Annotated in this window: 11 protein-coding genes and 1 pseudogene; 9 read left to right on the top strand and 3 right to left on the bottom strand. The window is 59.7% G+C overall.

Annotated features, from left to right (window positions below):
• The first annotated feature begins 372 nt into the window (after window positions 1-372).
• Both NA8A_RS03600 and dusA read left to right on the top strand, forming a co-directional pair.
• Window positions 373-1611: an NAD(P)/FAD-dependent oxidoreductase gene (locus NA8A_RS03600; RefSeq protein ID WP_009755991.1), complete on the top strand. Its 1239-nt coding sequence runs from the start codon at window positions 373-375 to the stop codon at window positions 1609-1611.
• Between the two features lie 90 nt (window positions 1612-1701).
• Window positions 1702-2706, top strand: a complete 1005-nt coding sequence (dusA, locus tag NA8A_RS03595; protein ID WP_009755990.1) for a tRNA dihydrouridine(20/20a) synthase DusA — start codon at window positions 1702-1704, stop codon at window positions 2704-2706.
• 8 nt (window positions 2707-2714) lie between these two features.
• Here dusA and NA8A_RS03590 read toward each other — a convergent pair whose 3' ends face one another.
• Together NA8A_RS03590 and NA8A_RS03585 are read right to left on the bottom strand one after the other, a co-directional pair.
• Window positions 2715-3368 carry a hypothetical protein gene (locus NA8A_RS03590; RefSeq protein WP_009755989.1) on the bottom strand — a complete coding sequence of 218 codons (654 nt, stop codon included), beginning with the start codon at window positions 3366-3368 and terminating at the stop codon, window positions 2715-2717.
• A gap of 30 nt (window positions 3369-3398) precedes the next feature.
• Window positions 3399-3683: a DUF3572 domain-containing protein gene (locus NA8A_RS03585; RefSeq protein ID WP_009755988.1), complete on the bottom strand. Its 285-nt coding sequence runs from the start codon at window positions 3681-3683 to the stop codon at window positions 3399-3401.
• A gap of 220 nt (window positions 3684-3903) precedes the next feature.
• On the opposite strand from NA8A_RS03585, the gene NA8A_RS03580 reads away from it, so the two are divergent.
• Both NA8A_RS03580 and NA8A_RS03575 read left to right on the top strand, forming a co-directional pair.
• Entirely contained in the window at window positions 3904-4275 is a 372-nt protein-coding gene (locus NA8A_RS03580) for a response regulator (protein WP_009755987.1), read from the top strand.
• Between the two features lie 39 nt (window positions 4276-4314).
• Window positions 4315-5688 carry a PleD family two-component system response regulator gene (locus NA8A_RS03575; RefSeq protein ID WP_009755986.1) on the top strand — a complete coding sequence of 458 codons (1374 nt, stop codon included), beginning with the start codon at window positions 4315-4317 and terminating at the stop codon, window positions 5686-5688.
• A gap of 458 nt (window positions 5689-6146) precedes the next feature.
• Here the strand turns inward: NA8A_RS03575 and rpmG are convergent, their stop codons facing one another.
• Window positions 6147-6314 (bottom strand): 50S ribosomal protein L33, encoded by a 168-nt coding sequence (gene rpmG / locus NA8A_RS03570; RefSeq protein ID WP_009755985.1) that lies wholly within the window; start codon window positions 6312-6314, stop codon window positions 6147-6149.
• Window positions 6315-6581: 267 nt separating this feature from the next.
• Between rpmG and NA8A_RS03565 the strand changes: the two genes are divergently transcribed.
• The 5 genes and pseudogenes from NA8A_RS03565 (at window position 6582) to NA8A_RS03540 (ending at window position 22291) form a co-directional block, all read left to right on the top strand.
• Entirely contained in the window at window positions 6582-9068 is a 2487-nt protein-coding gene (locus tag NA8A_RS03565) for a heavy metal translocating P-type ATPase (RefSeq protein WP_009755984.1), read from the top strand.
• A 1337-nt stretch (window positions 9069-10405) separates the two neighbouring features.
• Window positions 10406-11956, top strand: a complete 1551-nt coding sequence (locus tag NA8A_RS24575) for a DUF7507 domain-containing protein (protein WP_192813821.1) — start codon at window positions 10406-10408, stop codon at window positions 11954-11956.
• A complete protein-coding gene (locus NA8A_RS03555) occupies window positions 11950-14388 on the top strand; it encodes a DUF7507 domain-containing protein (protein ID WP_040671695.1) in 2439 nt (812 codons plus the stop codon). The genes NA8A_RS24575 and NA8A_RS03555 overlap by 7 nt, the downstream gene beginning before the upstream one ends.
• A gap of 412 nt (window positions 14389-14800) precedes the next feature.
• Window positions 14801-15924, top strand: a pseudogene (locus tag NA8A_RS03545) (IS3 family transposase).
• Window positions 15925-16372: 448 nt separating this feature from the next.
• Entirely contained in the window at window positions 16373-22291 is a 5919-nt protein-coding gene (locus tag NA8A_RS03540; RefSeq protein ID WP_009755982.1) for a DUF7507 domain-containing protein, read from the top strand.
• Window positions 22292-22313 lie beyond the last annotated feature (22 nt).

Raw genomic sequence — 22313 nt, 5'->3', positions numbered from 1 at the left:
GAAACCGCCCCATGGCCGTTCGCGGCCATGGGAACAATGATGATCAAAGAATTCGGTTGAAGAATTCGGTTGAAGAATTCCTGGGATTTGACGAAAGTCGTACTTATCTTGTTTCATTCCAGCCGGTAAGGAACCGGTCAGATGGCTGAAACGGTTTTTGTGCGGGCCAGCGCACATCGCATCTAGTGCCATGGGTGGATGGCGCTCTAGCGGTTTCGCACATATTGCCCTCCGGTTTAGCCCCACCGGAGGGCTTTTTTATAATCCTTGCATAATTGCATTCGGGAAAGCTGATGCCGTTCGGACCAACCAGGGCTTGTAGGGCAGGCGGGCTGCGTCTATCTCCGTTGCGGATTGCACAGGCGGAGCGACATGGCGGAAGAACACATCATCATCATTGGTGCCGGTCACGGCGGTGTTCAGGCGGCTGCGAGCCTTCGTGAGGAGGGTTTTACGGGGAGGCTGACACTGATTTCGGCCGATCCTGAATTGCCCTATCACAAACCGCCATTGTCGAAGGCCTTTCTCAAGGCGCCCGATGCCGAGCCGCAAATATTGAAGGCGGAAGCATTTTACGCAAACCAGGACATTGAACTGCGCCTTGGTATCAGTGCCAGCGGTGTCGATGTTCAGAATCGCAAGATCATGCTGGACGGTGGAGCCGAACTTTCCTGGACAAGATTGTTGATTGCGACCGGTGCGCGTCCGCGCGTTCTGAACGTGCCTGGAAGCGACTTGCAGGGCGTGTTCAGCCTGCGCGACTGTGCCGATGCCCGCCGGCTGAGGGAGGGAACCGCCGAAGCGCAGGCGGTAACGGTGATCGGAGGTGGTTTCATCGGCCTCGAAGTGGCGGCCACAATGGCGCTGGCGGGCAAGACGGTAACAGTCGTGGAGGCTGCGGATCGTTTGCTCGGGCGTGCGGTTTCGCCGCGTGTGGCGGGTTTCATGCGCTCCTATCATGAAGGGCTCGGCATAAGGGTGCTCACGGGAACCGGCATTGGAGAAATCGTGGGAACAGGCGGTCGAGTGAACGCCGTGGTCACGGAAACGGGCGAACAAATTGCAAGCGATGCCGTGCTTGTCGGCATCGGTGCCTTGCCTGACACTGCGCTTGCCGAGGCAGCGGGGCTCACCTGTGACAACGGGATTCACGTCGATGCATCGTGTCGGACAAGCGCGGCCGATATCTATGCCATCGGTGATTGCGTTTCGTTCCCTCACAAGGCGTCCGGTCGCCGTCTCCGGCTGGAATCCGTTCAAAACGCCACGGACCAGGCGCGCATCGCCGCCAAGGCCATGACGGGACACCACGCGGAATTCGACGCCGTGGCGTGGTTCTGGTCGGATCAGGGGGATCGCAAGCTGCAGATGGCCGGGCTTGCCTTCGATGTCGATCGTGAGGTTGTGACAGGCGACGAGGCCGGCGGCGCGTTTGCGGTATTCCTGTTTTCCGGCGCACGCCTCGTGGCCGTAGAGACGGTCAACAGGCCGGGTGAGCATATGCTTGCGCGCCGCATGCTTGCGGCCGGGTTCTCCCCGACCGAAGAGGAAATCGCGGCCGGGCCGGCGGCGATGAAGGCCGCTCTTGAGCGGCTTACGGCGGCGGGCTGAGGCAAGGTTGGCCGGCAAGCATGTTGCAAGCGCCTGCCGGTGATGGCAAAACCCGGCCTTTGCAGCCTATCGGAACATCGGCATTCATGAATGCGTAAGCGCCCAGATACGAAAGGCAAGACCTTCGCAGTCGCTCCCATGATCGACTGGACGGATCGCCATTGCCGTTTTTTCCATCGGCAATTGTCGAAGCGGGCGGTTCTTTACACGGAAATGATCGTTGCCGATGCCGCAATCCATGGCGACCGGCAACGGCTTCTGGGGTTCGATGAATGCGAACATCCCGTTGTGTTGCAGCTTGGTGGCTCCGATCCGGCAAAGCTTGCACAGGCAGCCGCTATCGGCGCCGATTATGGTTATGACGAAATCAACCTGAATGTGGGCTGCCCTTCCGACCGCGTTCAGTCGGGCACGTTCGGGGCGTGCCTTATGAAGATGCCGGAACATGTCGGCGCGCTGGTTGCCGCCATGAAGACAGGTGTTGATCTGCCGGTGACGGTCAAATGCCGCATCGGCGTGGACGACCAAGATCCGGAGGAGGCGCTCGACGGGCTCGCCGAGGCCGTCTGGAAGGCGGGGGCCGACGCCTTGTGGGTTCATGCGCGAAAGGCATGGCTGCAGGGGCTGAGCCCGAAGGAAAATCGCGATATTCCGCCACTCGACTATGACCGGGTTTATCGTCTCAAGCAGAAAAATCCTGATCGCTTTATCGGTATCAATGGCGGCATCAGCACGATTTCAGAGGCGCGCGATCATATGGAGCAGGTGGATGGCGTCATGCTGGGACGAGCAGCGTACCAGACGCCCGCTCTGCTTGGGGACGTCGATGCACTTATGGAAGGGGGCGAGCCTCGCTCCATCGATTATGACGGGCTGATCGGGACCATGGCTGATTATGCGGGCCGCCACATAGCCGAAGGCGGAAGGCTTTCGCATGTCACGCGGCATATGGTCGGTCTTTTCCACGGTTTTGCCGGAGCGCGGCGTTATCGCCAAATTCTATCCAGCGATGCAACGCGAAAGGATGCAGGGCCGGAAGTGCTTCTCGCCGCCTTTGCCGAAGTGGATTTGGCATCCTCGCTGGATGCGGCCTGATTTGCTCTTCAAAGACCTAACGCTCGACTGATTTCGGGCTCTGCGTCGCGCCACTGGTCGAGCATTGTGATGCCATCGGGCAAGGGCGGCATGAGCGCGCGCATCGAGGTGTCCGCCATCAGGTGGAAGAGATGGGCATCGTGCACGGTCTCTCTCGCCGAAACGAGATTGTAGGGCATGTCATCGATGAAGGCGACGGGGCGCGGGTGGTTGCCGCGCAAGGCCTTGATCGCGGGACCTTTGGCCCGCTCGGTCGTCAGAAGCGGATAATCGAGTTCGAAACGATCAAGCAGTTTGCGCCGTGTCGCCCAATGGCGGTGAGGCATGGCCGTAAGAAGCACGACCTCGGCGGCCCTGGCGATATTCGCAATGGTTTCAGCCGCATCTTCGGCCGGTTCCTGCCATTCGTCCTGGACGACAAAGAAGTCGTCCACGAGTTGGTGCACGACTTCCTTTGGCGCACGCTCACCTGTTGCCCGGTCGAACACATTGCCGTTGAGCGCGAAGGAATCGAACCGTAATTCGTAGCCGCGCGACTGCAGGTAACGCGGAAACGGCCGGATGAATTCCAGAATGACGTCGTCCACATCCAGAACCAGAAGCGGAAGATCGCTTGCTGCGAGTTCTGCAATCTGCCTTGCGGTTTCCGGATCGTCGCTCATCGATGCCTCATCGGTTCTACTGCCGGGAATTCACGGCTGTATGTCATAGGCAGCGGTACCGCCCGGAAGAGCCAAGGGTGCCGCTGCAATGGTTGCAGGCGATATGCCGCTTGCTTGCGAAAAGCGCAACAGTGTCGGCTCATGAGCCAGGATGAAGCCGAGAACGCCTGCCAGGAAACCCGGTTCGGCGGCAGCCTGGCGGATTTGCGATGCTTCGATGCCGGTCAGGCTCAGAAAGCGTGGCAAAAGCTCCGGTTCGCCCGCAATGAAGGCCAGTGCGTTGATGGCGATCTGTTCGGCTTCGGCTTTTTGCATGGCTATTCTCCGGGGCGAATGGTGTGGGAGAGGGCTTCAAACGGGGGAGAGGCTGCATCCTCAACAGAAACTGCGCTTGAACCCTTCAATTCAAAGACGATAATTACCGATTCATAAATCAGATTGCGCGAGTATCGCGTCAGAATCTGTGCTTTCGGGGTGTGCCTGGACAGATCAGCGGTGATTTTGTTCGGTCGCGAGGGACAGTGGGACGGGTTTAATGTCGAAGAAGGTCATGATTGTCGAGGACAATGAGCTCAATATGAAGCTCTTCCGCGATCTCATCGAAGCCAGCGGCTATGAAACCGTTCGCACCCGTGACGGGCTTCACGCGCTCGATCTTGCCCGCGAACATCGACCCGACCTGATTCTGATGGATATCCAGTTGCCGGAGGTCTCGGGCCTCGAGGTGACGAAATGGCTGAAACAGGATGACGATCTTCACACGATTCCAGTCATCGCCGTGACGGCCTTTGCAATGAAGGGCGACGAGGAACGCATCCGGCAAGGGGGATGCGAAGCCTATATCTCGAAGCCCATCTCGGTGCCGAATTTCATCGAGACGATCAAATCCTATCTCGGAGACGCCTGATGAGCGGACGGCGTCTCGACGGCCAGAAGGGGCAAGGCCATGACTGCGCGCATTCTCGTCGTTGACGACGTACCGTCGAACGTCAAACTTCTCGAAGCACGGCTTCTGGCGGAATATTTCGAAGTGGCCACGGCCATGGGCGGCGAGGAAGCCCTGGCGATCTGCGCCCGGGGCAATATCGATGTGGTCGTTCTCGACGTGATGATGCCCGACCTTGATGGTTTCGAGGTGTGCCGCCGGCTCAAGGCCGATCCGAAGACGCAACACATTCCCGTGGTTCTTGTCACCGCGCTCGACAAGACGTCCGACCGTATTATGGGACTTGAGGCCGGCGCGGACGATTTCCTGAGCAAGCCTGTGAACGAACTGCAGCTTATTAGCCGCGTGCGCAGCCTGGTGCGCCTGAAAACGCTCAGCGATGAATTGCGGCTGCGGACAGCAGCCTCGGACAACTCCGGTTTTGAACATTTTCTCGGTCGTCGCGCGAGCGAGCGGCTGGAAATGCAGCGCATTCTGCTTATCGATGAAGACAGCCAGTCTTCGGCTCGCATCCGCAACATGCTGGCGGGCAGCTTTGAAATCGAAGTCGAGGATGACCCGCAGGCCGGCTTCTTCCGTGCAGCGGAGGGCGGTTACGAATGCATCATCGTGTCGACGGCGTTTTCGAATTACGATCCATTGCGGCTATGCTCGCAACTGCGTGCGCTCGACCGCACGCGCCTCGTTCCGATCGTCCTGATTGCCGACGCGGACGACGAGGAGCGGGTTTCACGCGCGCTCGAAATGGCGGTGAACGATTATGTGGTGCGCGAGGTCGATCCGCAGGAGCTTATCGTGCGCCTGCGCACCCAATTGCGCCGCAAACGCTATAATGACCTGCTGCGCGCCAGTGTGACCGAAAGCATCGAACTCGCGGTTACGGACCCTCTGACAGGGCTGCACAATCGGCGCTTCCTCGAAAGCCATCTGCAAACCCTGTTTGATCGGGCGGCGACGCGGGGCAAGCCCTTGTCGATCATGATGATGGATATTGATGCCTTCAAGCAGATCAATGATTGCTGGGGTCACGACGGCGGAGACGATGTGCTGCGCGAATTCGCCGACCGGCTTCGCCGCAACATTCGCGGAAACGATCTTATCTGCCGTTATGGTGGCGAGGAATTCGTGATTGTCATGCCGGATACCGACCTTGCAGTGGCTGAACATGTCGCCGAGCGCGTGCGGGCCCATATTGCGGCAGAGCCGTTTGTGGTCAATGGCGGCATCGATGCGATCCCTGTCACGGCCAGCGTCGGTGTTGCCGAGCTCAAAGCGGGACAGGAAAGCGCCGGCGATCTGATGAAGCGTGCCGATCTTGCACTTTACGAAGCCAAGATGGGTGGCCGCAACCGAGTGGTTGCCCAGGCCGCTTGATGGTGTAGCCGCCAACAGCCGGCTCATTGCTTCGTCGAAGCAGAACAGTTCAATGAAATGTGATGAGGCCATCACAAGAAGCTGGCTTGAGTGCAAGCAAGCCTGTTCCATATTTACCTTAATACTAGGCGGGTCGTCCAAATGGTTAAGTAAGTGTTGATTTTCGTCAGCGCTTGCGCGAGTCTCACTGTGGGGACGGGGTAGGGCATGTGCGGGTTTCTTGGCAAACCCGCTTTCACCTCGTCTGAAATTCGAGATACCCCATGATGCTCAGGTCCGCCGCATCTCCTGGGTCCGTGGGGTCGGTCGGTCGGCGCTGGTGAATAGTGGCCTCCTCGTACCGCTGCCAGATTGCCGACCGACCCCCAAATTTCCGATCCCTCAATTCCCATCCATGCTGCAGGCAACAAAAAACGCCGCTCTGAGGCGGCGTTTCGGTAAGCGCGGGGGGAAAGATCCTACTTGATCTTGGTTTCCCGAAACTCGACGTGCTTCTTCGCAACCGGGTCGTATTTGCGCTTGGTCATCTTTTCGGTCATCGTACGGCTGTTCTTCTTCGCGACGTAGAAGAAACCGGTATCGGCCGTCGACTGGAGCTTGATCTTGATGGTCGTGGCCTTGGCCATGTCTGTCGTCCGTTCCTGATGATTTTGGTGGCTGCGCGAGCGAAGGAATCCTTAAGCCTGCGCGAAAAGTCTGGCGGACACATAAAGGGAACCCCCGGAAAGTCAAGCCTGTTCCCTCCTTGAAACCGGATTGCGATGCCTCCCGGCCATGAAAGCTGCAGACATTCTGGGGAGAACGCGCCTTGACCTTCCAGCTACTGGAAGGCCTATATCGTTGGCGTCGCCGATAGATTTGAGTTCCGGAACGGCCTGCGAGGACCGAAAGACATGGAAAACCATAATCAGCACCATCATGATTCCTCTCATGGACAGGCTCAGGGAGAGAAAATCGTGCGAGATCCGGTTTGCGGCATGACTGTCGATCCGAACGCCGACAAACCGACAGTGGATCATGAAGGCAGGCGATATCATTTTTGCAGCGCCTCATGCCGCGACAAGTTTCTGGCCCATCCAGAAAATTACCTGACGGCGAAGGATCCGGTCTGCGGAATGATGGTGGAGCGCGCGACGGCGCGCCACATGCACAAGCATGAGGGCGAGCGATTTTATTTCTGCTCTTCGGGTTGCGCCGACAAGTTCTCTTCCAACCCGCAAGCCTATCTGGATGACAGGCCGAAGCCTGCACCGGTGCCGAAGGGCACCAAATATACGTGTCCGATGCATCCGGAAATCGTTCGGGACGAGCCTGGCGATTGTCCGAAATGCGGCATGGCGCTCGAGCCTATGGGGGTTCCCACGGGAGAGGAAGGGCCAAATCCCGAGCTTGTCGATTTCACACGCCGGTTCTGGGTCAGCACCCTGCTTGCCGTGCCGGTCTTCATCATCGCGATGTCGCCCATGGTGGGACTGCCTGTGCGTGACTGGATTGGCGAGAAACTGGCCGTCTGGATCGAGTTCCTTTTGGCAAGTCCGGTGGTGTTGTGGGCGGCCTGGCCTTTTTTCAAACGCGGCTGGCAATCCATCGTCAACCGCAGCCCCAATATGTGGACGCTGATCGCCATCGGTGTCGGGGCGGCATATCTCTATTCCGTCGCAGCGACGCTTTTCCCAGCGGCTTTTCCTGCCTCCTTCCATACCCATGCGGGTACGGTGCCCGTTTATTTCGAAGCGGCTGCGGTGATCGTCGCGCTCGTTTTCCTGGGGCAGGTTCTCGAGCTCAAGGCGCGCGAACGTACGGGTTCAGCCATTCGGGCGCTGCTTGATCTATCGCCGAAAACGGCCCGGCGTATTGCCTCCGATGGCTCGGAGAAGGACGTTTCGCTGGACGAAGTGCGGGTCGGAGACCGGTTGCGGATTCGTCCGGGCGAATCCGTTCCCGTCGACGGGACGGTCGAGGAAGGGCGCTCATCCGTCGATGAATCGATGATTACCGGCGAACCGGTTCCGGTCGAAAAGGGGAATGGCGATCCGGTGACCGGCGGCACGCTCAATCGCAACGGGACGCTCGTGATGCTGGCGGAGCGCGTGGGAAGCGAGACCATGCTTTCGCGGATCGTGGAGATGGTGGCGAGCGCGCAGCGCTCCCGAGCGCCGATCCAGGGCATGGCTGATCGCGTGTCGGGCTGGTTCGTGCCCGCGGTGGTGCTGGTTGCGATCATAGCGTTCGTGGTCTGGTCCATCTTCGGCCCACAACCGAGCATGGTCTATGCAATCGTTTCGGCAGTTTCCGTGCTGATCATTGCCTGTCCGTGTGCGCTCGGCCTTGCCACGCCCATGTCGATCATGACGGCGACCGGCCGCGGTGCGCAGGCGGGTGTGCTTATCCGCGATGCCGAGGCGCTGGAGCGCTTTGCCGGTGTCGACACGCTGATCGTGGACAAGACCGGCACGCTTACGGAAGGCCGTCCGCGCCTTTCCGATGTGGTTGTCGGCGAGGAGGTGACGCGCGAACGGCTGCTGACGCTTGCGGCAAGCCTTGAACGCGGCTCGGAGCACCCCCTTGCAGAAGCGATTGTCGAGGGGGCGGAGGCCGAGGGACTGACGCTCGCCGATGTCTCGGATTTTGACGCGGTGACGGGCAAGGGGGTCTCGGGCACGGTTTCGGGCACAAGGGTGAAACTTGGCAATGCGGCCATGATGAAGGATGCCGGTATTGATACTTCCGGTTTCGCAAGCGAGGCCGAAGCTCTCCAGAGTGAGGGCAAGACGGCTATGTTCGTGGTGTTCGACGGTGTTTTGTCGGGCATTATGGCAGTCGCGGATCCGGTCAAGGAAAATGCCGCCTCGGCCATCCGCGCCCTGCACGAGAACGGCTTGAAGATCATCATGGCAACGGGCGATAACCGCCGCACCGCTGAGGCCGTTGCCCGCAAGCTTGGTATCGATGCGGTGAGAGCTGATGTTCTGCCTGAAGACAAGAAGGCGCTCGTGGAGGAGTTGCGCGCGAAGGGCGCCAAGGTTGCCATGGCCGGCGATGGTGTGAATGACGCGCCTGCACTTGCTGCCGCCGATGTCGGAATAGCGATGGGGACGGGGGCTGATGTGGCCATGCAAAGCGCCGGCATTACGCTCGTGAAAGGCGATCTCGGCGGGATTGTGCGGGCGCGCAGACTGGCGCACGCCACGCTTTCCAACATCAAGCAGAACCTGTTTCTGGCCTTCGTCTACAACTCGCTCGGCGTTCCCATAGCGGCGGGTATTCTCTATCCGGTTTTCGGTGTTCTCCTGTCGCCGATGATCGCGGCTGCGGCCATGAGTCTGTCTTCAGTGTCGGTGATCGGGAATGCGCTGCGGCTGCGGAGCATCAGGATTTGAGTGGAAAATACCTTGAGGGTACGAAAAGGGCTGCCTGGGTTGCCTCTCTACCTTCACTTGCTCAAGAGGTGGCCCGGGTAGAGGTGCCATCGTCAGTTTGACCGGTCCGTGGCGGATTGCGGCCTGAGCGTGCAGGAGATCGGAAATGCCCGGAATGTTGAACACGGTCTATCCGACACCATGGCCGCTGGCGGCACGGGCTTGAAAGGGGCTGCTGGCGGTCTGCCCTGCGGCGCGGTCGGCGATCACCCTGCCAGGACTGTTGGCGACCAAGAGCGCGTCAGGAATGATCTCGCTATCAGGTGAGATCATTCCTGACGCGATGCTAATTCGAGAATAACCCCAATAATGCCTAGGCTTGGTCCAGCATCCACTTCAGACGATGCATTTTTGGTCAGGGTTCGAACGAGCTCATCCTTTAGAATTTTTGAGGGTGAAATTTTTCTTATTTTTAAATAATTAAAATACATTCTAAGATTATCATTATTTTACTATAGTGTAATTTAATATTAATATAAAGAGTATTTTTTATTTTATTTTGTTATGAGGATCCAATGAGATTTTTTGCATCCTTTTTTAAGGCTGACACCTATTGCGCGAGCTTCTGTTCGCTCGAGACCTGGAAAGGCACTTCGTCCGCATATTTAACGGCCTGCAGAGCTGCTTGTTGGGCGCAATTTGCGTTTCCCCCCCGAGTCTCTGGTCAGTCGCGGAGGGGCAAACCTTCCAGGCAAAAATTCATGTCCTTCGAGCGCGTGGCGACTTCGGAAGTTGCGCGCGTCTTCGCCGTGGCGCTGGCTTCTTTTCTTGTCTTCTTGATGATTTTGTTTGGGCAGACACAAGAGGTTCGAGCGCAATATGTAGCGCCAACCTCACCGTGTACGTTCGGCCCAAATGTTACTCCGCCAGGCTGGCAAATCGTGAAGAATACCCCGGATTGCTCTACCCTGGAAAGGTGGGGATGGGGTTCCTACCCATTTGTGGATGGTCCGTTACCTCCCCTTCCAACAGGCGATCCCACATTTACAAGCATGTATGGAGCCTCTCCCACAGATTATGAAGCTATCAAGACGACGATTACAGGTCTCACACCCGGAAGAACCTATAATATCCCTTTCTACTCGATTTCGAGAGGTGGGGCAGGCTCCTATTTTTCTAGAGCGTGTGCTGGATTGACTATGAATATTGACAGTCGACCGGAAGAGAATATACGCATTACAAGTGACAGTTGGAACCACAAGGTTTTTACATTTACGGCGACAGCGTCGGCTCATGATCTTACGGTAAAAGCCTGGTGGGAATCCGGTTCTGCTTGTCTGTCGAATTTTGCGCTGGGCGTGTCTTTGATTCAGGTGGTCAAAACGGCTTCCCTGGGCGGGAATAAAGCCGGAGACACCGCCACCTTCACCATGACGGTGCAGAATAGCGGCACAGAAACGCTGACCGACGTCTCGATCAGCGAAGATTTTCTTGAGCGTTCGGATGGGACAGCCCTCTCGCTCACATCGGGGCCGACATTCGTTTCCAATAGCGGTGCTTCACCCCAGGGCACGTTGGTGCCGGACGAAACGGCGACATTCACGGCCACATATAATCTGACCCAAGCCGATGTGGATGCAGGCGGCATCAGCAATCAGGCTGTCGGCGTGGGAACCTCGCCCACCGTTGGAGAGGTGAGCGCCTATTCCCGTGCAAGTGCAGGTGCCCAGGATGCACCGACCGTTGTTACCATTCCGCGCGATCCCAAGATTTCGCTGTCGAAGCGTGGTGTTGTGGCGGATACGAACAGCAATGGCATCACGGATGCCGGGGACACGATAAACTATACGTTTACCATCACGAACACGGGCAATGTGGCGCTGTCGAACATCACGGTGACGGATCCCGGCGCCACCCTTGTGGGCAATCCGATAGCGAGCCTTGCGCCGGATGCCAGCGATGCGACGACAATCTCGGGCAGCCGTGTGTTGACGCAGGCCGATATCGATGCGGGAGAGGTTCAGAACACCGCTTCGGTGTCGGGGACGAGTCCTGGGGGGGTAATCGTTTCGGACGGCGCGAATGACACGCTGACGATTGAAGCGGTGCATCGGCTTCATCTCGAGAAGAATGGCGTCCACATCGACGCGAACGGCAACGATGCGTTCGATCCTGGGGAGACCATCGAATATACCTTCACGCTGACCAATATGGGTAACGTGGCGATCAGCAATATCGTGCTGACGGATCCGACCGCCACGGTCGTCACGGGGCAGATCGCCAGCCTTGCCCCCGGCGCTACCGACACCAGCAGCCTGACGGCGACCTATCCGCTGACCCAGGAGGATGTGAATGCGGGCAAGGTGGAGAACACCGCGCAGGTGAACGGGAAGGGGCCGACCGGCGTCGATGTCAGCGATGATGCGACGACGATGGTGACCGGCAACGGCATTGAGAAGATCAGCCTCCAGAAGTCGGGGGACCTTGTCGACGCGAATGGCAATGGCGTTGCGGATGCGGGCGAGACGATCTCTTATTCGTTCGTGGTGACGAACACGGGCAATGTGACGCTGTCGAACATCACGGTCAGCGACCCGTTTGCGCCGGTTTCGGGCGGGCCGCTTGCCACGCTTGCGCCAAACGATAGCGACAGTTCGACCTTCAGCGCCTCCTATCCGCTGACCCAGGCGGATATCGATGCGGGCCGACTCGAGAACACGGCAACAGCGCTTGCGCGCTCGCCTGCGGGCAACGACATTCACGACGAAGGCGAGACCACGATCATGCTTCCGGCCAGCGAGAAAGTCTCGCTGACCAAGACTGCCACCTACAGGGATACGAATGGCAATGGCGTTGCCGATATAGGCGATCATATCGACTACGCGTTCACCGTTGAGAATGCGTGGTGACGAACACGGGCAATGTGACCTTGTCGAACCTCACGGTCAGCGATCCGCTCGTTTCGGTTTCGGGCGGGCCGCTTGCCACGCTCGCGCCGGGCGCCAGCGACAGTTCGACCTTCAGCGCCTCCTATCCCTTGACCCAGGCGGATATCGATGCCGGCGTGGTGCTGAACGAGGCGAGCGTGTCGGGGAGCGGGCCGGATGGAACGTCGCTCAGCGCCTCCTCCGGCGATGTGTCGGTGACCATCGAACGCAAGCCGGAGGCGGAGTTCATCAAGAGCGCCATGCTGAACGACGCGAACGGCAATGGCCTGGCCGATGCCGGAGAAACGATCAGCTACAGCTTTACGGCACGGAACACGGGCAATGTGACGCTGACGGACCTCACGGTCAGCGATGCCAAGGTCACGGTTTCGGGCGGGCCGCTTGCCAGCCTCGAACCGGGCAACAGCGACAGCACCACTTTCACCGCGGTCTACAGCATCACGCAGGCGGATGTGGATGCGGGCAAGGTCGAGAACACGGCGCTCCTGAAGGCAAAGGGGCCCGGCGGCGAGGATCTGGAATGGCCCTCGCGGCCTCCCGAGGGCACGGGGCCGACCATTGTCGAATTCGAACGCAAGGCGGATATCGTTCTGGAACTGACGGCGGTTCTCGTGGACGGCAACGGCAATGGCATTGCGGATGCCGGCGAGAGCGTCAGCTACCGTTTCATCGTCAGGAATGTGGGCAATGCCACGCTGAGCGATGTTTCGATCGCCTCGCTCTCGGTGCTGGAGGATGGCGGCGCCTCAGGCGCGCGCACGGTCACGGTCTCGGGCGGCCCGCTCGCTTCGCTTGCGCCGGGGGGCGAGGATACAGGTACGTTCACGGCAAGCTATGTCCTGACCCAGGCCGACATCGATGCGGGGGGGATCGCCGGGACGGCGAGGGCGGTGGGCAAAGGGTCCGGCGGCGAGGAAGTCTCCGTCCTGTCGGACGATCCGAGCGATACGAGCAATGAGGACAGTGACGGCGACGGAAAGCCTGATGACCCGACGCGGACGCCACTCGAGCAGAAGGCGCTTCTGGGGATCGAGAAGTCCGGGGCGTTCCAGTGGTCCCCCAACGAGGTTCTGGAGGCGGGGGACACGATCCTCTATACCTTCGAGATCGTGAACGAAGGCAATGTCTCGCTGAGCGGCGTGGTGCCCGAGGATGACGGGCCGAACTTCGGCGGGAAAGCGGCGACGGGCCGTCTCTCGGCCTATATGCCGGCTGAGGCGAGCCTTGCCCCTGGGGAGCGCCAGACCTTCACTGCGACCTATGTCTTGAGCGATGCGGACATCGCCAATGCCAGGAATATCGAGGATGCGGTGAAGAACACGGCGCGCGCGCAAGGTCAGGGACCGAAGGGCGCGGCGGGCTCGTCCGAGGCGTCGGCGGTGCTGAACCTGCCGGGCTTCGTCATCTCCAAGATGACGCCGCTGTCGGAGGTGCGGCGTGGCGGGCGGGTACCCTATGTGATCCGGGTCCGCTCGCTGGGTATTCCGGAAGAGACGAAGGTCACGGTGCTCGACCAGATTCCACAGGGCTTCAGCTTTGTTCCCGGCAGCGCGACGCTGCGCGGAGCGCCGGTGACGGCAAGGATCGACGGTCGGCGGCTTGCGTTCGAGAACGTGTCGCTTCAGCCCGAGGAGGCTGTCGAGATCGGGCTCGTTCTGACGGTAACGGCCAGTGCCAAGCCTGGCGAATATATCAACCGGGCCTGGCTGGAGAACGATGCGGGAACCGTGCTCTCGTCTGTTGCCACCGCTATGGTCGAGGTCGTGATCGAGGCGGTGTTCGACTGTGGCGACATTCTTGGCAAGGTGTTCGACGACAGGAACCGCAATGGCTATCAGGATGCGGGCGAGCCTGGCCTGGCAGGCGTGCGGGTGGCGGCTGTGAAAGGCCTGCTGGTGACCTCGGACCAGCATGGGCGCTTCCATGTGGCCTGTGCTGAGCTTCCCGACCAGCGGATCGGCACGAACTACATCCTCAAGCTCGATCCACGGTCGCTGCCTTCGGGGTATCGCATCACGACGGAGAACCCGCGGGTTGTTCGCCTGACGGCGGGCAAGGTGTCGGAGTTCTCGTTCGGCGCCTCGATCGGGCGTGTGGTGCGGCTGGACCTGACGGACGACGCGTTCGAACGCGGCATGGTTGAACTTCGGCCGGAATGGCTTTCCGGCCTGAACCAGCTCATCGCGGTGCTCGACCAGGAGCCATCGGTCCTGCGGCTGAGCTATTACGGCGCCGATGGCCGCAGCCGGCTCGCCGCGCGCAGGCTGAGGACCGTAAGCAAGGCGATCTCGGAAGAGTGGCTGAGCATTGGTGGCCGCTACAGGCTCGACATCGAGACCAGGTCCGAGACCGGAAGCCCAGCGAGAGCAGGCAAGACGCCGGGCTACAAGTGATCGCGTCCGGAGAAAAGCAGCCGGCAGGTTTGTGCCGGCTGCTAACGGTAATAATACATGCCGATAACTGACGGTGTGGGACTGCCATTGTACTGTTTCGCCTGCGCGGGACATCTGTTCTTCCACATTCAGTACCAGCACTCTGCCCGATAAGGGTCTTAACCACCGCCTGATATGCGATGGGATTCACAACATGCCTATTGGGGTAGACACTCGAAATGCAATCAATGCAGTGAGGAGCGCCTGATGGAAAATGAGACAGCCCCGCATGATGATACCATTTCCGGTCGCGCTGATGATCCTTGCGTCAGGCGGAACGGCTGAAGCGCAGGTTCAGAGAAAAGCTTTCTCAACCTTGGTTTCGATCCGCTGTCTTTCTCGTGTGCTCTGATCCGCGCAAACTGGATCGCTTTTGGTTAGATTTTTCCGCTTAGGTTTCTCTGGCTGGAATGGAACGGAGAGCGATAAGGCATCGAAGTTTTCGGACGCGCAGAAGGCGTTCATTCTGAAGCAGGGCGATGACGGCGTGTCCGTGGCAGAGATCTGCCGCAAGGCCGGGATCAGCCAGGCGACCTATTTCAACTGGAAGAGGAAGTATGCTGGACTGTTGCCAGATGAGATGCGTCGGCTGAAGAAGACCGTCGCTGACCTGACGGTTGATCGCGAGATGCTGCAGGACGTCATTCGCCGAAAGCTCTGAGGCCTGCCCGGAAGCGCAAGCTGGTCGACGGGATGCTGGTGGACTGGGGGATATCGATCAGACGGGCCTGCAAGGCATTGAAGTTCGATACCTTCCACCTACCACTACAAGTCCTGTCGCACCGGTCAGGCCTCGCTCGAACGAAGGATCAAGGAGATTTGCGAGACGCAGGTTCGCTACGGCTACCGGCGTGTCCACGTGCTGTTGCGTCGTGAGGGATGGACGATCAACATGAAGAAGACCCGTAGGATTTACAGTGAGTTGGGACTACAGCTCAGGAACAAGTACCCCAAGCGACGGGTCAAGGCCAAGCTCAGGGAGGATCGCCAGGAGGTCATCGGACCGAACGATGTGTGGGCCATGGATTTTGTCCATGACCAGCTCGCGACCAGCAAGAAGCTCCGTGTCCTGACCATTGTCGACACGCATTCCCGCTATTGCCCAGCGGTCGATCCGCGCTTCTCCTATCGCGGCGAGAATGTCGTCCAGACGCTCGAGCGAGTATGTGGCCGTATCGGCTATCCCAAGACGATCAAGGTCGATAATGGCAGCGAGTTCATCTCCCGGGACCTCGATCTGTGGGCCTATGCGAACGACGTCACCTCGACTTCTCACGGCCGGGCAAGCCTACGGACAACGGCTTCATCGAAGTCTTCAACAGCAAGCTGCGGGCCGAGTGTTTGAACGCACACTGGTTCCTGAGTCTTGCGGATGCCCGCGAAAAGTTGGAGGATTGGCGTAGATACTACAACGAGGTTCGGCCTCACTCGGCGATCGGATACAACGTCCCGATCGCATTACAAAATCCCGGTGGCGAAGCCACCCCGTCACCGTGAAGAAAGCCGGGAAACTCCAGCCTTCAGAGCTCCAAAGTTCGGGATCAGAGCACTAGGAACGGGCCAGTGCCGGCGGTTGCTATCGCCTCGATATCGAGGCGAGGGTCGAAACCAGTGTTCAAACAAGAAGCAGATAGAAACCAGCCTGTGGGTGCGTTTCTTCCAGAGTTTGGGAGCTGGCCTTTCGTGTCACTCCCAACAGTAACAATACCTCCCGGAAACTGGCGGAGAGGGCTTTATCTATCCCAGTGTTTGCTGATGTGTCGTCGCTTCTGCGGGGGCAATTAGAATCGATTACTCGAACGAGGATATTATGCTCTACCTGCCTCAGATATTACCATCGAATTCAGAAACTCATCGTTGCAAATTGTTGGCAGGTACGCGTGATCTGGAGTCTGTTTCAACTTCTCTCAGGGAAGTGGGTCCTTTCCGGCGGTACGTGACCTCAATGTTGGTGCTGATGGTATGCGGCATTGCTGCGGCAATGATTGAGACGGGGCCAGCGTTCGCACAGCAGGGAATTGGAATTCAAGGTGAAGCCATCAGCGGTTTGATCGGCATCGATAAAAACGGAACGGGTTCCACAGCATGCCCCGCCGGCCAGTTCCTCGTCGGCGTTACCCATTCGGACATCGTCAGCGGAACCACGACCGCGATTGGCATGACCGGTAGAGTCGATCTATCATGCGCGTCTATTACCACAGATGGCACGGCGGTAACGCTGGGCGTACCATCCGCTGTCAGTGGCCGCGCATATGCAAATTCAGGCACCCCGCAAACCGCGACATGCCCGGCTGGCGAAATCGCCTTCTATTTTTATGGACGGGATCGGATATCTAATGCGGGCGGTGACCGCTGGGCGAGCCAGGTGGGCATCGCATGTCGTCCCGTCATGCTTGCAGCCGGAGACTGGATTCAACTCGATTCGTCAGTGCCGGTGGTTCGACGTGACGCCGGCAATGTTGAAAACAATGGCACGCACACCTCCCGCGGCCCCTTCTGCGGCTCACAGGACGTCACCTATGGCTATGCCATCCAGCTGGGCGGCGTGGGGTATGACGGCATCAAGGCCCGATGCGCTAATTTCTCCCAGGCGCGCCATTCCGCCCATTTGACCTTCGACAATTTCGCTTGGGACCAATCGATCGGTGGCACAGGCTGGCTCGTGGATCTGACCCGAAACAGCACGGCCATGACCGAGGGCGTCGGAAAATTGCCTTATGCGAGCGTTTCCGCCAACGATGCTGCCGAATTTCAGGAAATGTATGAACTCTATGTCCACAATGGTGCTGACTACGGTGCCACTGCAGGGCAGCGCCCAAGCGGAATTGACACGAACACCTATGTGGAACTGGGGTCCTGCGCGCAGGGCCAGACATTGGCACTACGTCAGGACAACACCTGTACGTTGACGGTTGCCGGCCGGCCGGATATCGCCGTGACCATGACGCCGCCGGCGACTTTCACGGGCTATGCCGAGCCGCAGACTCTCACCATGACGGCGACGAATTACGGACCTGGAGCAACCGGAAGTGACGGTTATACCCTGGTCGCCACGCTTCCCGCGGGTTGGTCGGTCGACGGCACATTGCCGGCCGATTGCGCGGTGAGCGGACAGCTCGTCACCTGCGCGCTCGATCCGTCACCGCTTGCCGCTGCGGCAAGTCCCGGCGCTTCCGGTGGCACGAAAAGCTTCGACATTCCGGTGGCCGTGGATTATCCGACCGCGGGCGGAACGCACGATTTCAGCGTGGCTTTGGGACGCTCCGTTCCCGATGGAGACGGCAATCCTGCCAATGTCGACTATGACACCTCGAACGACAGCGTCACAAGCAGTTTTGATTTTCAGCCTACTCCGGCAGCGGTGGCTGAGCCGAACAAGACGGTAACGGATGCCAATGGCAATGGAATTGCCGAGCCCGGCGAACAGCTGACCTACACGATTACCTTGACGAATAATGGAAGTACCGATGCTACGAATTACGGTGTAACCGATAATCTCGATCCGAACACCACCCATCAGAGTTCCGACAATGGCGGAAGCCATGCGGGGGGATCGCCCGGTGGCACCGTCACCTGGTCGAACTTGACAGTTCCAGCGCAGGTCGGATCGACGCCGGGTACCCTCGTGCTGACGACGATTGTCACGGTCGTCGATCCACTGCCTCCCGGAGCCAGGATTTCGAACGGGGCCTATCAGACGGGTACGACACCGCCGGATTGTTCAGCGAACCCGCCGCCATCGAGCTGCGCCGTTCTGGCGATAGCCGCAAGTCTCCAACTTCAGAAAACCGCAACGCTGAACGACGCCAACGGTAACGGACAGCCAGATGTGGGCGAAAGCATCGACTACGCCTTCACCGTCGCCAATACCGGCGGCCTCAACATCGACAACATCACCCTGACCGATCCAAATGTTCCGATTTCCGGCGGAGCGATTTCGCTTGCTCCGGGGGACAGCAATTCGAGTGCTTTCTCTGCCGTACATGTTCTGGCTGCCGAGGATATCGATGCCGGGCGATTTGAGAACCAGGCCAGCGCGCAAGGCACGGCTTCAGACGGTACGGCTGTGACGGATTTGTCCGACGACCCATCCGACTCGACCGATGTCGATGCGAACGGCGATGGAGAACCCGATGACGTCACCGTCGTGACGCTCGTGCGCAATCCCTCCTATGACTTCATCAAGGAAGGGGTTCTTGATGATGCCAATGGCAATGGGCAGGCGGATGCCGGGGAGGTGATCAATTATACGTTCACGGTCGAGAATACCGGCAACGTGACGCTGACCGATGTGACGGTGACGGATTCCAAGGCGACCGTATCGGGCAGCCCCATCCCGACATTGGCCGCGGGCGCGGTAGACGACACCTCGGTGACGGGCACCTATGTGGTCACCGAGGCGGACCTGGCCTCGGGCAGCGTGGACAATGTCGCCTCGGCGACGGCGAAGGATCCGCAGGGCAACGACATCTCGAAGCAGTCGCGTCCGAGGGATGGCGCGGAAGGCGATTCGACGAGCCTGGAGACCCCGATGGATGCCAGCTATGACTTCGTCAAGGAAGCAGCGCATGACGATGCTAATGGCAACGGGCTGATCGATGCCGGCGAGGTCATGAACTATACGTTCACGGTCACGAACACGGGCAATGTGTCCCTGACCGATGTGGTGGTCACGGATTCGCGGGCGACAGTCTCGGGCAGCCCGCTCGCCGGACCGTTGGCGCCCGGAGCCGTCGATACCACGAGCGTGACCGGCACTTACACGGTCACCCAGGCCGATATCGATGCGGGCGATCTCGACAATGTCGCCTCGGCGACGGCCAAGGACCCGAATGGCGATGATGTTTCCAGACAATCGCGTCCGCCGGACGGCACGGAAGGCGATCCGACCAGGCCACCTGGTGGGGTGCAGAAGGTGTCCGACTACGATTTCGTCAAGGATGCCGCGCATGATGATGCCAACGGCAATGGGTTGATGGATGCGGGCGAGATCATCAACTACACCTTCACCGTTACGAACACCGGCAACACCACACTGACGGATGTGACAGTGACGGATGACCGGGCGACGGTCTCCGGCAGCCCGATCCCGACGCTTGCGCCGGGGACGGTGGACAACACATCGGTGACGGGCGTCTACACGATCACGCAGGCCGACATCGATGCCGGCAAGATCGAGAATGTGGCCTCGGCCACAGCCAAGGATCCAGATGGCAACGATGTCTCGAAGCAGTCCGCTCCTCCGGGCGGCAATCCTGGCGACCCTTCCGGATTTCCCGAAGTTGAAACGGTCTCCGATTACGACTTCGTCAAGGAAGCGACGCATGACGATGCCAATGGCAATGGCCGCGTCGACGTGAATGAGACGATCAACTACGTCTTCACGGTGGAGAACACTGGTAATACGACATTGACGGATGTGGTGGTGACGGATTCGAAAGCCACTGTCTCCGGCAGCCCGATCCCGACGCTTGCGCCGGGGGCAGTGGATGCCACATCGGTAACGGGCGTCTATACGGTGACGCAGGCTGATATCGACAGCGGCAATGTGGAGAACACAGCGACTGCGACTGCGAAGGATCCGAAGGGTAACGACATCACGCAGACCTCGCGTCCGCCGGGCGGCAATCCCGGTGAATCGACGGACTTCCCGGTCGAGGGCAAGGGTGAGTTCGACCTCGTCAAGGATGTAACGCTGAACGATGCGAACGGAAATGGGTTTGCGGATGCGGGGGAGACGTTGTCCTATGCGTTCACGGTTACGAACACGGGCAATGTGAGCCTGACGGACATCGTTGTGACGGATTCGAAGGCGACGGTTTCGGGGAGCCCGATCGCCGGCCCGCTTGCACCGGGGGATAGCGATACGAGCGCAACCGGTAGCTACACGATCCAGCAGGCCGATGTGGACAGCGGCTCGTTCGAGAACACGGCGAGCGCTGTAGCAAAGGACCCCAAGGGCGAGGATGTGACGGCCGTTTCGCGTCCGCCGGACGGGGCGCCCGGCGATACGACGGTCATTACCTTCGAGGCCAATCCTTCGGTTAAGCTCGAACTGGTGGATACGCTTGTCGACTTGGATGGCGATGGGTTCCCGGAACCGGGCGAGACCGTTACCTACGCATTCCGCATCATCAATACGGGCAATGTGACGCTGTCAGGCTTGTCGATTGCGAGCCTGGATGTAAGCTCCGTGGATATCGTGGTGCCGGCCGATATCACTCCATTGGCTGCCGTTCCTGTTTCAGGGGGGCCTATTTCCAGCCTTTTGCCCGGTGCCGAAGACACGGGAACGTTCACGGCGAGCCACCCGCTGACGGCGGCCGACATCGAGGACGGGCGTATCGACGCGACGGCCCTTGTTACGGGGAGCGCGCCGAACGGGGACCCGGTGAGCGACATCTCCAACGACCCTGACAGCAGCGGGACTGTGGGAGGCGAAGGGCAGTCCGACAACCCGACGGTGACGCTTCTGCCGCAGAAGCTGTCTCTGGCTCTTGAGAAGAGCGGGGCCTACCAGGGGGCTCCCGGCCGCTTCGCGGAGGCCGGGGACACGATCCTCTATACCTTCACCGTGACGAATGACGGCAATGTGCCGGCGAGCGATGTGAAACCGGCGGATCCGGGCCCGACCTTCAACGGCAAACCGGCCACCGGTGCATTGTCGGCCTTCTCGCCGGCCAGCGCCAATCTCGATCCCGGCCAGAGCCAGGACTTCACGGCCAGCTATACGCTGAGCGATGCGGATGTGGCCAATGCACAGAATGTGGAGGATGGGATCGTCAACAAGGCGACAGCGGAAGGGACGGGCCTGAAGGGCCGCAAGGCCCAGGCACCCGAGGCGATGGCCATTGTGAACCTGCCCGGCTTCGCGATCACCAAGATGACGCCCTTGTCGGAAGTGCGGCGCGGCGGGCGGGTGCCGTACACGATCCGGGTGAAGCCGCTGGGGCTTTCCGGCTCGATGGTGACGAACATCGTGGACCAGACGCCGGTGGGGTTTGCCTATGTGTCGGGGACGGCAACGCTTGACGGCAATCCCGCGACACCGAAGGTGGAGGGCCGGCGTCTGGTGTTCGAGAATGTGACCCTGCAGAACGAACAGGCGGTGGAGATCGGCCTTACGCTGGCGGTGACGGCAGCGGCCAAGCCGGACGAATATGTGAACCGGGCGTGGGTGGAGGATCTGACGGGCAATGTGATCTCGTTCATTGCAAGAGCAGTGGTGGAGGTGGTTGTCGAGGCGGTGTTCGACTGCGGCGACATCCTGGGCAAGGTGTTCGACGACAAGAACCGCAACGGCTACCAGGATGCGGGCGAGCCGGGACTTCCCGGCGTGCGGGTTGCGACGGTGAAGGGCCTGCTCGTGACCTCCGACCAGCATGGGCGCTTCCATGTGGCCTGTGCTGAGCTTCCCGACCAGCGGATCGGCACGAACTACATCCTGAAGCTCGATCCGCGGTCTCTTCCTTCCGGGTATCGCATAACGACGGAGAACCCGCGGGTTGTTCGCCTGACGGCGGGCAAGGCGTCGGAGTTCTCGTTCGGCGCCTCGATCGGGCGTGTGGTGCGGCTGGACCTGACGGACGAGGCGTTCGATCGCGGCATGATCGAGCTCAGGCCGGAATGGCGGGAGCGTGTGAGCCGGCTCATCACGGTGCTCGACCAGGAGCCATCGGTTCTGCGGCTGAGCTATTACGGTGCCGACAGCCGCAGCAAGCTCGTGGCCCGCAGGCTGAAGGCCGTGCGCAAGCTCATAGCCGACGAATGGCGCAACGTCGGCGGTCGCTATCGCCTGGAAATTGAGACGAGGGCAGAGACAGGGGCACCCGCAAGTACGCTGTCGGGACCGGTCTATAAATAACGCCTCGTGAATGTGCATGTGC

It is taken from the genome of Nitratireductor indicus C115 (genome assembly GCF_000300515.1).
Lineage (GTDB): Bacteria > Pseudomonadota > Alphaproteobacteria > Rhizobiales > Rhizobiaceae > Nitratireductor > Nitratireductor indicus.
Note: the sequence above shows the minus strand (reverse complement) of the source record. Positions and strands in the feature narration are given on the sequence as shown.